We start from the raw sequence: 12,924 nt of genomic DNA, 5'->3' as shown, positions 1-12,924 counted from the left end.
CTATGTCTTTAAAAGATAGATTCGATAAATTTATAGATTATTTCACAGAAGACGGAGAAGAAACGACTAACTACCAGACTCAACAAGAGGAAACAGTTAGCCCAGCCATCTCATCTTCTAAAGAATTACCAGCACCTGCTCAGTCAGGATCAGCAAAAGATGCAAATATTACTCGTCTTCATGCGCGTCAGCAAGAATTGGCAATGCAAAGTCACCGTTCAGATGAGAAAGTGACAATTGACGTTCGCTATCCAAGAAAATATGAAGATGCAACGGAAATTGTAGATTTGTTGGCTGGAAATGAAAGTATTTTGATTGATTTCCAATACATGACAGAGGTACAAGCCCGTCGTTGCCTTGATTACTTGGATGGAGCCCGTCATGTCTTGGCTGGAAATATGAAAAAAGTTGCGAGTACGATGTATCTATTGACTCCTGTCAACGTTATCGTGAATATTGAAGATATCAAACTTCCAGATGAATCACAAAACGCTGAGTTTGGTTTTGATATTAAACGAAATAGAGCAAGATAATGATTTTCTTAATCCGTTTAATCCAAAATGCGGTTAGCATTTACTCCATCATTCTCGTTGCATTTGCTCTTCTTTCATGGTTTCCAAATGCCTATGAAAGCCAGCTAGGTCGTTTAGTTATCAGACTTGCTCGCCCAGTTATTGAGCCACTTCGTAAGCTCCATCTACAATTTGCTGGTCTTGATTTTACGGTTTGGGCGGCGCTGATTCTGATTCAGTTTGTTGGAAATATCTTAACACGACTAATCCTATTACTATGACAGTAAATCGAGCCATTTATCAACATTTTTCCCAAGATGATATTCCTTTTATTGATAAGGGATTAGAGTGGATCAAGCGGGTAGAAGATACATATGCACCGGTGCTTACTCCATTTATCAATCCCCATCAGGAACAGATCTTGAGGGTGCTAGCTGGGACATATGGACTGGGTTGCCAAAGTAGTGGTGATTTTCTTCCGACAGAGTCGGTTCGAGTGCTTCTCTATCCAGATTACTTTGAACCAGAGATATCAGACTTTGAAATGGCTTTGTTGGAAATTTGCTATCCGAGTAAGTTTGAACAACTGAGTCATGGAAAAATATTGGGAACAATCATCAACCAACTAGGAATTGACCGTAAATTATTTGGTGATATCTTGGTAGATGAAAAGAGAGCACAGATTTTTGTCAATCGCGATTTCATTCCTCTTTTTCAGGATGGAATAAGAAAGATTGGCAGACTTCCTGTATCGCTGGAGGAACGTCCTTTTACCGATAGGATTTTGTCTAAAATTGATTATAGAGAACGAGAAATTTTAGTTTCGAGTTTTCGATTGGATGCCCTCTTATCAAGTGCCTTGAAATTATCTAGAAACCAAGCTAGTCAACTGATAGAGAAAAAATCTGTCCAGGTAAACTATCATCTGGTTGAAAAAAGTGATTACCAGGTTGCAGTTGGAGATTTGATCAGTGTGAGAAAGTTTGGTCGTCTAAAAATTGTCAAAGACAATGGTCAGACCAAAAAGGATAAGAAAAAACTAACAGTCCGGTTACTTTTAAGCAAGTGAGAAAAAATATGTCGATTACACCACAAGAAATAAGTGATAAAGCTTTCTCAAGAACATTCAGAGGCTACAATCAGGAAGAAGTTGACCTCTTTCTAGATAAGATTTACTTTGAATTAGAGGAGATGATTCGATACAAAGATGAAACTGAACTCTATATCAAAAAACTAGAAGAACGTCTTTCCTATTATACGAATGATATTCCTAAGAGAACAGTAACAAGCGAGCAAGAACCAGAAGCAATTAATGATTCTATTTTTTATTAAGTAAGTGAGGAAAAGTATGCCAATTACATCGTTAGAAATTAAAGATAAAACCTTTGGCACAAGATTTAGAGGTTTTGACCCAGAAGAAGTAGACGAGTTTCTTGATATCGTTGTTCGTGATTATGAAGACTTGGTTCGTAGCAATCACGATAAAGAGACACACATCAAGAGTTTGGAAGAACGTTTGTCTTACTTTGATGAGATGAAGGATTCCTTGAGTCAGTCAGTTTTGATTGCTCAAGATACAGCGGAGCGTGTTAAACAAGCTGCTCAAGAACGTTCAAACAATATTATTCAACAAGCTGAACAAGATGCTCAGCGTTTGCTTGAAGAAGCGAAATACAAGGCAAATGAAATTCTCCGTCAGGCAACAGATAATGCGAAGAGAGTGGCTGTTGAGACAGAAGAGTTGAAGAATAAGAGCCGTGTATTCCATCAACGCCTCAAGTCTACGATTGAAAGTCAATTGGCTATTGTCGAGTCATCTGATTGGGAAGATATTCTTCGTCCAACAGCTACTTACCTTCAGACAAGTGATGAAGCCTTTAAAGAAGTGGTGGGTGAAGTTCTTGGTGAAACTGTATCTTTACAACCAGAGGAAGAGCCTATTGATATGACTCGTCAATTCACACCAGAAGAGGTTGCTGAATTACAAGCTCGTATCGAGGCTGGCAACAAAGAATTAGCTGAGTTTGAAGCTCAACAAAATCAACAGACAGAAGAAAGTGACCAGCATGAAGAGTCAGTTGAAGTAGAAGCTACTGCGGCAACTGAGGACGATGCAAACAAAGAATCTGTTCTTATCCTATAAAAAATGTGAGAACAAGATCGAACCAACTATATTTTCAGCGAGCGGGAGATGGTGAGAGTCCTGCAATCCCTAGTGGTCAGATTATCCTCTCAACAAAAATCTAGTCTGAAAGCAGTAAGACTGGACGTCCCCCACGTTACGGGAAAAGAGGAAAAGAGACCCTGTCTTTTTTCGAACAAAGGTGGTACCACGATTTTCGTCCTTTTTGCGAATCGTGGTTTTTATTTTGTCATTTTAAATTAAAGGAGTAACAATGAAACTAAAAGAAACCCTCAATCTAGGGAAAACAGACTTTCCTATGCGTGCTGGTCTTCCAACTAAAGAACCAGTTTGGCAAAAAGAATGGGAAGAAGCAAAACTTTACCAACGTCGTCAAGAATTGAACCAAGGAAAACCTCATTTCACCTTGCATGATGGACCTCCGTATGCAAACGGAAATATCCACGTTGGACATGCTATGAACAAGATTTCTAAAGATATTATTGTTCGTTCTAAGTCTATGTCTGGATTTTACGCACCATACATCCCAGGTTGGGATACACATGGTTTGCCAATCGAGCAAGTCTTGGCAAAACAAGGTGTTAAACGCAAAGAAATGGACTTGGTTGAGTACTTGAAACTTTGCCGTGAGTACGCTCTTTCTCAAGTTGATAAACAACGCGAAGACTTTAAACGTTTGGGTGTTTCTGGTGACTGGGAAAATCCTTATGTGACTTTGACTCCGGACTATGAAGCGGCTCAGATCCGTGTCTTTGGTGAAATGGCTAAGAAAGGCTACATCTACCGTGGTGCCAAGCCAGTTTACTGGTCTTGGTCATCTGAATCAGCTCTTGCTGAAGCGGAAATTGAGTACCATGACTTGCTTTCAACTTCCCTTTACTATGCTAACCGTGTCAAAGATGGCAAAGGTGTCCTAGATACAGATACTTATATCGTCGTATGGACAACAACTCCATTTACCATCACAGCCTCTCGTGGTTTGACTGTTGGAGCAGATATTGATTATGTATTGGTACAACCAGCTGGTGAAGAGCGTAAGTTTGTAGTTGCTTCAGAATTGTTGAATAGCTTGTCTGAGAAATTTGGCTGGGCTGATGTTCAGGTATTGGCGACCTACCGTGGTCAAGAATTGAATAAAATCGTGACAGCTCATCCTTGGGATACGGCTGTAGATGAGTTGGTGATCCTCGGTGACCACGTTACGACTGACTCTGGTACAGGTATCGTCCATACAGCCCCTGGTTTTGGTGAGGACGACTACAATGTCGGTGTTGCTAACGGCTTGGAAGTGTTTGTCACTGTTGATGAACGCGGGATTATGATGGAAAATGCAGGTCCTGACTTTGCAGGTCAATTCTACGACAAGGTTGTTCCAACAGTTATTGAAAAACTGGGTGATTTGCTCCTTGCTCAAGAAGAAATCTCTCACTCATACCCATTTGACTGGCGTACCAAGAAACCAATCATCTGGCGGGCTGTTCCACAGTGGTTTGCCTCTGTATCTAAATTCCGCCAAGAAATCTTGGATGAAATTGAAAAAGTGAAGTTCCACTCAGAATGGGGGAAAGTTCGTCTTTACAATATGATTCGTGACCGTGGCGACTGGGTTATCTCTCGTCAACGTGCTTGGGGAGTTCCCCTTCCTATCTTCTATGCTGAAGACGGAACGCCAATCATGACAGCTGAAACGATTGAGCACATGGCTCAACTCTTTGAGGAACACGGTTCTATCATCTGGTGGGAACGTGAGGCTAAAGACCTCTTGCCAGAAGGATTCACCCATCCAGGTTCACCAAATGGCGAGTTCAAGAAAGAAACAGATATCATGGACGTATGGTTTGACTCAGGTTCATCATGGAATGGAGTAGTGGTCAACCGTCCAGAACTCAAATATCCAGCAGATCTTTACCTTGAAGGTTCTGACCAGTACCGTGGTTGGTTCAACTCATCACTTATCACATCTGTTGCTAACCATGGTGTTGCTCCATATAAACAAATCTTGTCACAAGGTTTTGCCCTTGATGGTAAAGGTGAGAAGATGTCTAAATCTCTTGGAAATACCATTGCTCCAAGTGATGTTGAAAAACAATTTGGTGCGGAAATCTTGCGTCTCTGGGTAACAAGTGTGGACTCAAGCAACGACGTGCGTATCTCTATGGATATCTTGAGCCAAGTCTCTGAAACTTACCGTAAGATCCGTAACACTCTTCGCTTCTTGATTGCTAACACATCTGACTTTAACCCAGCTCAAGACGCAGTGGCTTACGATGAGCTTCGTTCCGTTGATAAGTACATGACTATCCGCTTTAACCAGCTTGTTAAGACCATTCGTGATGCCTATGCTGACTTTGAATTTTTGACCATCTATAAGGCCTTGGTGAACTTCATCAACGTTGATTTGTCAGCCTTCTACCTTGACTTCGCTAAAGATGTTGTTTACATCGAAGGTGCCAAATCACTTGAACGTCGTCAAATGCAGACTGTTTTCTATGATATTCTTGTGAAAATCACCAAACTCTTGACACCAATCCTTCCTCACACTGCAGAAGAAATCTGGTCATATCTTGAGTTTGAAGAAGAGGAATTCGTTCAATTGTCAGAATTGCCAGAAGCGGAAACTTTTGCTAATCAAGAAGAAATCTTGGATACCTGGGCAGCCTTCATGGACTTCCGCGGACAAGCTCAAAAAGCCTTGGAAGAAGCTCGTAATGCAAAAGTAATCGGTAAATCACTTGAAGCTCACTTGACAGTTTATCCAAACGAAGTTGTGAAAACTCTTCTTGGAGCGGTGGATAGCAATGTGGCTCAACTCTTGATTGTGTCAGAATTGACCATTGCAGATGGACCAGCTCCAGAAGGCGCTGTTAGCTTCGAAGACGTAGCCTTCACTGTTGAACGCGCTGCAGGTGAAGTTTGTGACCGTTGCCGTCGTATCGACCCAAAAACAGCAGAACGCAGCTACCACGCAGTCATCTGTGATCACTGTGCAAGCATCGTAGAAGAAAACTTTGCGGATGCAGTCGCAGAAGGATTTGAAGCGAAATAATCAGAATAGACTGATAAAGGTCGCTAAAATCATAAAAACGCATAATATCAAGGTACTTGAACTCTTGATATTATGTGTTTTATCATGGGAAAATTTACTAGTCCATTTCTTCAAATGAAGTTCTTCCTGGCCTGTCCGTGTAGATAATTAACATAATCAACTATTCAGTTTTCTCATAATTTTATATTTCCACTAATTATAAAGAGACTTTAGAACTTAAAATTATTTTTTAAAAATCAATATTTATTATAAAATTTTATAAGACTGTTTAATTTTTAGAGAAATTATGATAGAATAATACCTATAAAAATTTTAAGGAGATTATTATGAAAACAAATACACTTGCTCGTGTTAACGCTATTTTTGGTCTTATTTCAGGAATTGTATTGCTTTTAGCGCCAGTCATCATGTTTATCATGGCTGTTGGAGCTGCTGCAGCAACTGAAGACGCAGATGTAACAGTTGGGACATTGACAGGGCTCTCAATTATTTTGTCATTGGTTAAAATTGCTGTTTTAGTATTGGGAATTGTGGCTATTGTTTATTATAAAGATGATGAACGTGTTACGAATGCACCTTCTGTTTTGCTCATTGTAGGTGGTGCGGTCGGCTTGATTCCATTTTTGGGATGGGTAGGTGGAATTCTAACCATTATTGGTGGTTCACTTTACTTTGGAACATTGAAAAAATTTGTAATTGAAGAGTAGTAGTTTTCCAATTATTTGGACGGGACTATTTCATCGTCTATCGAGAACAATTATGATAGTGTGATAAAGAGAAGACTGATAAGCTCTTCTCTTTTTAGTTGATTTTAACTAGCTTTTTTGTGAAAAATTGTGTAAAATAGAATAGATAAACGAGGGAAACCTCGAAAAATAAAAGGAGAATCCATCTAATGGTAAAATTGGTTTTTGCTCGCCACGGTGAGTCTGAATGGAACAAAGCTAACCTTTTCACTGGTTGGGCTGATGTTGATTTGTCTGATAAAGGAACACAACAAGCGATTGACGCTGGTAAATTGATCAAGGAAGCTGGTATCGAATTTGACCAAGCTTACACTTCAGTATTGAAACGTGCGATCAAAACAACAAACTTGGCTCTTGAAGCTGCTGACCAGCTCTGGGTTCCAGTTGAAAAATCATGGCGCTTGAACGAACGTCACTACGGTGGTTTGACTGGTAAAAACAAAGCTGAAGCTGCTGAACAATTTGGTGATGAGCAAGTTCACATCTGGCGTCGTTCATACGATGTATTACCTCCTGCAATGCCTCATGATGACGAATACTCAGCACATACTGACCGTCGTTACGCTTCACTTGACGATTCAGTCATTCCAGATGCTGAAAACTTGAAAGTGACTTTGGAACGTGCCCTTCCATTCTGGGAAGACAAAATCGCTCCAGCACTTAAAGATGGTAAAAACGTATTCGTAGGAGCTCACGGTAACTCAATCCGTGCCCTTGTAAAACACATCAAACACTTGTCAGATGATGAAATCATGGGTGTAGAAATCCCTAACTTCCCACCATTGGTATTCGAATTCGATGAAAAATTGAACGTCGTAAAAGAATACTACCTTGGAAAATAATCTATAAACAAAAAAGCCTAGGAATCCTAGGCTTTTTTGTTTTTGCTTCTGGTTTCCAACTAGTTGAAAAAGCGTTATAAATGATAGTAAAGAGTGACTTAATTGTAAGAAAGAGAGAAAGACGATGGCTTACAGGCTCTTTGTCAACTGTAGTGGGTTGATGAAAAGGGCTAGTAAGGTGAAACGATCTAATCGAGTGGTTATTCTAGGGTAATTAAAAACGATTTATCGTGCTGAAAATTTAGAAATGGCAGTACAAGCTTTAGAGGACTTTATCGCTGAATGGAAGCCAAAGTATAGGAAAGTCATGGAAAGTCTGGAGAATACGGATAATCTTTTAACTTTTTTCCAGTTTCCCTACCAAATTTGGCACAGCATTTATTCGACAAACCTCATTGAGTCTCTCAACAAAGAAATTAAACGTCAAACGAAAAAGAAGGTTCTTTTTCCTAACGAAGAAGCCCTGGACCGTTACTTAGTTACTTTGTTTGAAGATTATAATTTCAAGCAAAGTCAACGAATCCATAAAGGGTTTGGTCAATGTTCTGACACACTTGAAAGCTTATTTGATTAGCACTCCATAACTCTACTTGAGTGTTTACACATAATTATTGACAGTATCTAAAGCGTTTTTAGTGTAATTCGTATATAGTTGTTGACAAAACATTTTAACAGTAAAAGAGTGCAACTTTATTTGTTCACTCTTTTTTTGCGTATAACAGAAAAATTTTTGATAAATAGAATAGTATTGCTACTTATTTATCAAAAATTTACGATGATTAGACGAAAGAATACTTTGCCCCAAAAATAGCATTTAGAAATATTTAGAAGATAAATAATGTGTCGCAATGCTCCAAATGGTTAGTTTTCTAAGTGTAAGCTTGTTCTGAGGCAGGCCATTATTCCTTTACTAAAGGTAAAGAAATGGTGACTTTTAAGCCTGGATGATTGTCCAAAAAAACAATTTCACCTTGATGTAATTTAATAATTTGTTTGGTGATAACTGTTCCCATACCATGTGATTCATAATTAGTTGATTTTTGATTTAGCTCAGTAATTTTTTGAGCTGTAATATCTCCTTGATCCGCAATGACGATGAGCACTTTATTATCAGATAATTGATAAGTCAGATCAATCTGGTTAGAGCCGCTGTGCATAATACTATTAAGCAAGAGATTTCTAAAAGCTCTTGCTAATAAAGTTACCTCTCCTTTTACCAACACTGTCTCGGCAGGCAAATCAAAATGAAGTGTAATTGTTTCATAATTATTCAATATATCGGCAATTACTGTTCGTAGGACAGCAACCAAATCAAGATTGGAAAATTCGGAGTGACGCTTTTGGTTATCCAATAAGTAGCTCATATTGAGATTAGAAATCATTTCTTTCATAGTTTGAATCTGATTTTCAATTTCCTCTGTCTGCTTTCCTTTGCCATACTGCTGCTCTAACTGACTGTTATAACCTGATATGAGCATAAGAGGATTGCGTAAATCATGACTGACCCCTCTAATCCATTGCTCTTTCATCGTGTTGCTTTCTTCCAAAATATGAGATGTTTCATTGAGAGCCGTCTTAATTTCAGAGAAATTTCCCTTTTCTTTAAGAACGATATTTTGACCTTGAGATAAAGAAGTGACAGCAGTAATAATCGGCTCCATCTCCTTTTTAATACGCAACTTTGATCGGCTCAAAAGAATAAAAATAAGTAAAAGAATAATACCCAAGAAAACAAGTCCCAAACTGAGAAAATTCCTAATAAATTGCGTATTAGCATAGAAATTAAATTTTGCTAAGGAATGCTTTTTAGGATAGCCCAAAACTAAAATTTGCTGACCACGTACATAGGAGAAAACAGGGTAATCTTCTAAATACCAACGTGAAAATTTAACCATATCAGCATTCGTATAATGCCTTTTGAGTCCTTTAGGTAAATGATAAGATTGGACAATATTGCCATCTTGATTCAGTACCATAGCCCAAGTATTTTGTTTATCCATTTCAATTTTGCTGCTTTTATCAAAATTGAAATTATTCTCTTGACTCGATTGAGCGATTTTAGTGTAAAGTAGTTCCGGTTTTTCCTTTCCATAGAAACTAAAATAGGCTGAGAAAACCAAACCATAAACAAAAACAAGTCCTATGATTAAAGCCAAGATTAATAGAACATACCTGGTTAATAACTTAGTAAAAAATTTAACGGTATCCATTTAATTCACCTTTAGTTTGTAACCCAAACCTTTAACCGTTATTAAGCTTTCTGGTTTAGAAGGATTGGCTTCAATCTTTTGTCGAATCTTACGAATATGAGCCATTAGGGTATTATCATAGCCTTGGTATTGTAATCCCCAGACCTTTTCTAAGAGTTGGTCAAAAGTGACAATGCGATTCTTATTATCATATAAGACCTTAAGAATACTGTATTCCTTAGCTGTCAGCTGAATCTCTAGTTTTCCTTTGGTAATCAAGGCTTGGCTAAAATGCACCTGGCAAGCAGGCAAAACAAGGGTATCTTCCTTTTCGGGATAGGCTCTTTTTAGGATGGAAAGAATACGCAACTCCAAATCTCTTGGACGGAAAGGCTTGATAATATAGTCATCTGCCCCTAACTCAAAGCCCTGATATTGTTTTTCTATATCGGAGATTGCCGACAAAAACAAAACAGGAACCATTGAAGTCTTACGGATGCCCTTTAAAACTTCAAATCCTGATCCTTCAGGCAGCATAATGTCTAAAATAACTAAATCAAAAGATTTTTCTTCAAATTGCTCCAAAGCTTCTTTTTGTGATTGTACACTTGTTAGATTGCTAAACCCAGCAATGCTCAATGATTCTTGCACTATTTCTAAAATTTCTGGGTTATCGTCTAAAATTAAGATCTTCTTTTCTTTATAATTCATACTATTACCTCAACAAGACTAGTATAACACATTGCTTCCTTAGTCAAGGACTTTAAAGTAAAAATTAAGGAAGAATTAAGGTAATGAACAGGTTAAAATAAAGGAGTTTCATTATAATGAAAATAGCGAAAGGATATAACATCACTCTAAGATTTTTAAAGGAGAAAACAAATGAACAATTATATCGTTGAAACCAACCAATTAAGTAAGGATTTTTCAGGTGAAGTAGCCGTTAATCAGCTCTCTATTCATATTAGAAAAAATGAAATTTATGGTTTTTTGGGACCAAATGGTGCTGGTAAGAGTACTGCTATGAAAATGCTTTTAGGATTGTTGCAACCAAGCCACGGTTCCATTAAGCTCTTTGGAAAAACCTTTAATAGCAATCAAATATCACTCCTCTCAAATGTAGGTTCCCTCATTGAAGAGCCCTCTTACTATGCTAATTTGACCGGTTATGAAAATCTTGAAATTATCCAAAAATTGCTTAAATTACCAAAAAGAAATATTGATGAAGTCTTAAAGATTGTCAAACTTTTCGATCAAAAAGACAAGCTAGTTAAAAACTATTCACTAGGCATGAAACAACGTTTAGGAATTGCGTTAGCTATTGTTAAATTTCCTAAATTACTGATTTTGGATGAGCCAACTAATGGTTTAGACCCTGCCGGTATTCAAGAAATTCGTGAGCTTATCAAGTCTTTACCACAAAAATACGATATGACTATCATCGTTTCTAGCCACATTCTTTCAGAAATTGAACAGATGGCTACAACTGTTGGCATTATCAATCATGGTCAATTACTTTTTGAAGGCCACCTATCTGACCTTGAAGAAGATGAAAAATATCTGTTTGAGACCAGTGATGATGTAACTGCTAAAAGAATACTAATGTTCAATGGTTTTAATTTGGATGATGATCCAAAATTGATTATCAACGATAACAATAAAGTTAATATAGCCACTGCTATTCGACTCTTAGTTGAAAATAATGTTGATATTTATCAAGTTCGTATGATTCGTCGATCGCTGGAAGATGTTTTCCTTGATATGACAGGACGGGAAGGAAGTGTTTTGTAATGCTAAATTTACAATTAGAATTTATCAAACTAAAAAGACGGTCTTTCTTGTTATCTTTGATTGCTATTGTAGCAGTGGGCTTGATTTGGAGTAGCGTTGTTATCAAATATGAATTACCTAAAACACATGAGGCCTATAATGCCATTTATACCATGACTTACTTGAATGATTTTATTTTGCCACTTTTCATTGCAGTTTTAGCGTCTAGACTACTGGAATTGGAACATCTAGGCAAAACTTTTAAACTCTTGCAAACCAGTAACGAAAGTCCTTGGCAACTTTTTAAAGCTAAATTGACTGTGATGGCTATTTTTGCCTTTGTTGTCAGTTTGATTCAAACGCTTTTTCTGAAATTTATTATTCAAGGCATGCAGGTCAGTGTGACACCTGTTTCATTGAGTCTCTTTTTGTTCACAACTTTTTTGGTTTGTCTCTTTCTGTCTTGTTTACATCTTTGCTTAGCTTTTATCTATCCAAAGCCAAGTGTGACAGTAGTAACAGGCTTAATTGGTTCCTTCCTGTCATTTATAGGTATCGGTGCGTTACCAGTTCCTATTCGTATTTTCATTCCTTGGCAATATTTCTCTATGATGGGAATCGCTAAACGGGTGGCTGGAACTAACACTTATCTTTTTCAATACGATAATGCTTATCCCTTTAAATTAGTCGTATTATTGCTTATCATTTTTTTAAGCATCTTTGCCAGTAAAAAACTCATTGGAAAGGCGGATCTATTATGATTATTTTTGAATTTAAAAAAATCAAAAAAAGTGCTATTCCGATAACGCTAATCTTCTTTAACCTTGTTGGGTCCTTATTGGGAGCAATGATTTACGCTCTCAATCGAAAGGTGCTCCTAGATGGTACACAAGCTCACGTCCTTTGGGGACAAACAGTTTTCTATTCCTCGCAGGTATTTACTCCTATTCTGATCGGGATTATCTGTTCCATCAGTTGTCAATTCGAGGAAAGTAATAAAAACTGGCAGCGCTTATTAAGTATTCCGGTTAAAGCCAATCGTATCATTTTATCAAAAATCACCAGCTTATCACTAGTCATGGCTATTAGTCAACTGATAGTTCTTCTCTTTTATATTATCAGCGCTTTGGTTTTGAAGGTACCTTTTGCAAATTATCTACTGGACTTTTTACTTTGGTCTATCACAGGTTGGATAGCAACCATTACTATTGTCACCATTCAAATTTTTCTCAGTATTCGCTTAAAAAATTTCGCAGTGCCTATTCTTATATCAGCTATTTTGGCTATGGCAGGACTTATGACCCTCTTTATTGGACAAGGTCTTTTTAGAATTTTCCCTTATGCTCAGATTGCTGTTGGTGATCGAGCTCGTTCCTTAGTCCCTTTTACCTTATCTGAATTTATCCTTTTCTTAGTTGTCAATAGTGCTTATATTTTTGTCTTCTATACCTTAGCAGTTAGACAGCTTAAAAAGAGATTTATTTAATCTCATTTATAGTGAAAAACATGAAGAAAGCGAAGATTTATCGTAATTGTTATACAATTAATGATCAGCAAATAAACAGTGGGCTCTTTGTCAACTGTAGTGGGTTGATGAAAAGTTATAACCTGGAGAGGACCAAATTGGTTCTCTCCTTTTTGATGTTCAAAGCAATGAGAATTCTAGTTTTAAAGTT

At 37.5% G+C, this 12,924-nt stretch carries 13 protein-coding genes and 1 pseudogene; 12 read left to right on the top strand and 2 right to left on the bottom strand.

Going from position 1 to position 12,924, the window contains the following annotated elements; translation table 11 throughout:
* The first annotated feature begins 2 nt into the window (after nt 1-2).
* The 9 genes and pseudogenes from NMM25_RS08060 to NMM25_RS08020 form a co-directional block, all read left to right on the top strand.
* On the top strand, nt 3-533 hold the full coding sequence (locus NMM25_RS08060) for a cell division protein SepF (RefSeq protein WP_254736506.1): 531 nt from the start codon (nt 3-5) through the stop codon (nt 531-533).
* Entirely contained in the window at nt 533-793 is a 261-nt protein-coding gene (locus NMM25_RS08055) for a YggT family protein (protein WP_198459355.1), read from the top strand. The genes NMM25_RS08060 and NMM25_RS08055 overlap by 1 nt, the downstream gene beginning before the upstream one ends.
* Nucleotides 790-1,581 carry an RNA-binding protein gene (locus NMM25_RS08050; protein WP_125457344.1) on the top strand — a complete coding sequence of 264 codons (792 nt, stop codon included), beginning with the start codon at nt 790-792 and terminating at the stop codon, nt 1,579-1,581. The genes NMM25_RS08055 and NMM25_RS08050 overlap by 4 nt, the downstream gene beginning before the upstream one ends.
* An 8-nt stretch (nt 1,582-1,589) precedes the next feature.
* The gene (locus NMM25_RS08045) at nt 1,590-1,844 is read left to right on the top strand and encodes a DivIVA domain-containing protein (protein WP_000028988.1); all 255 of its coding nucleotides are present in this window, start codon (nt 1,590-1,592) and stop codon (nt 1,842-1,844) included.
* A gap of 16 nt (nt 1,845-1,860) precedes the next feature.
* Nucleotides 1,861-2,655, top strand: coding sequence for a DivIVA domain-containing protein (locus tag NMM25_RS08040; RefSeq protein WP_049490008.1), 795 nt, complete (start codon nt 1,861-1,863; stop codon nt 2,653-2,655).
* Nucleotides 2,656-2,908: 253 nt separating this feature from the next.
* Nucleotides 2,909-5,701 carry an isoleucine--tRNA ligase gene (ileS, locus tag NMM25_RS08035; protein WP_254736505.1) on the top strand — a complete coding sequence of 931 codons (2,793 nt, stop codon included), beginning with the start codon at nt 2,909-2,911 and terminating at the stop codon, nt 5,699-5,701.
* 326 nt (nt 5,702-6,027) lie between these two features.
* The gene (locus tag NMM25_RS08030) at nt 6,028-6,408 is read left to right on the top strand and encodes a hypothetical protein (protein WP_000856379.1); all 381 of its coding nucleotides are present in this window, start codon (nt 6,028-6,030) and stop codon (nt 6,406-6,408) included.
* A 188-nt stretch (nt 6,409-6,596) separates the two neighbouring features.
* Nucleotides 6,597-7,289: a phosphoglycerate mutase gene (locus NMM25_RS08025; RefSeq protein ID WP_000240120.1), complete on the top strand. Its 693-nt coding sequence runs from the start codon at nt 6,597-6,599 to the stop codon at nt 7,287-7,289.
* A gap of 169 nt (nt 7,290-7,458) precedes the next feature.
* A pseudogene (locus NMM25_RS08020) lies at nt 7,459-7,863 on the top strand (transposase); the annotation flags it as partial.
* Between the two features lie 325 nt (nt 7,864-8,188).
* On the opposite strand, the gene NMM25_RS08015 reads toward NMM25_RS08020, so the two are convergent.
* Nucleotides 8,189-9,499, bottom strand: a complete 1,311-nt coding sequence (locus NMM25_RS08015) for a sensor histidine kinase KdpD (RefSeq protein ID WP_254726025.1) — start codon at nt 9,497-9,499, stop codon at nt 8,189-8,191.
* Nucleotides 9,500-10,189: a response regulator transcription factor gene (locus NMM25_RS08010; protein WP_001106859.1), complete on the bottom strand. Its 690-nt coding sequence runs from the start codon at nt 10,187-10,189 to the stop codon at nt 9,500-9,502.
* Between the two features lie 171 nt (nt 10,190-10,360).
* On the opposite strand from NMM25_RS08010, the gene NMM25_RS08005 reads away from it, so the two are divergent.
* From NMM25_RS08005 to NMM25_RS07995, 3 genes are read left to right on the top strand one after another with little or no spacing between them, the layout of a single operon-like run.
* On the top strand, nt 10,361-11,269 hold the full coding sequence (locus NMM25_RS08005) for an ABC transporter ATP-binding protein (RefSeq protein ID WP_254726027.1): 909 nt from the start codon (nt 10,361-10,363) through the stop codon (nt 11,267-11,269).
* Complete coding sequence (locus tag NMM25_RS08000) at nt 11,269-12,009, top strand: ABC transporter permease (RefSeq protein WP_008809654.1); 741 nt, start codon at nt 11,269-11,271, stop codon at nt 12,007-12,009. The genes NMM25_RS08005 and NMM25_RS08000 overlap by 1 nt, the downstream gene beginning before the upstream one ends.
* Nucleotides 12,006-12,734, top strand: a complete 729-nt coding sequence (locus tag NMM25_RS07995; RefSeq protein WP_198459361.1) for an ABC transporter permease — start codon at nt 12,006-12,008, stop codon at nt 12,732-12,734. The genes NMM25_RS08000 and NMM25_RS07995 overlap by 4 nt, the downstream gene beginning before the upstream one ends.
* Nucleotides 12,735-12,924: the final 190 nt, after the last annotated feature.

It is taken from the genome of Streptococcus sp. CF10-1, from assembly GCF_024295825.1.
Taxonomy (GTDB): domain Bacteria; phylum Bacillota; class Bacilli; order Lactobacillales; family Streptococcaceae; genus Streptococcus.
The sequence above is the reverse complement of the archived record's forward strand: the minus strand, read 5'-3'. Positions and strand labels throughout refer to the sequence as shown.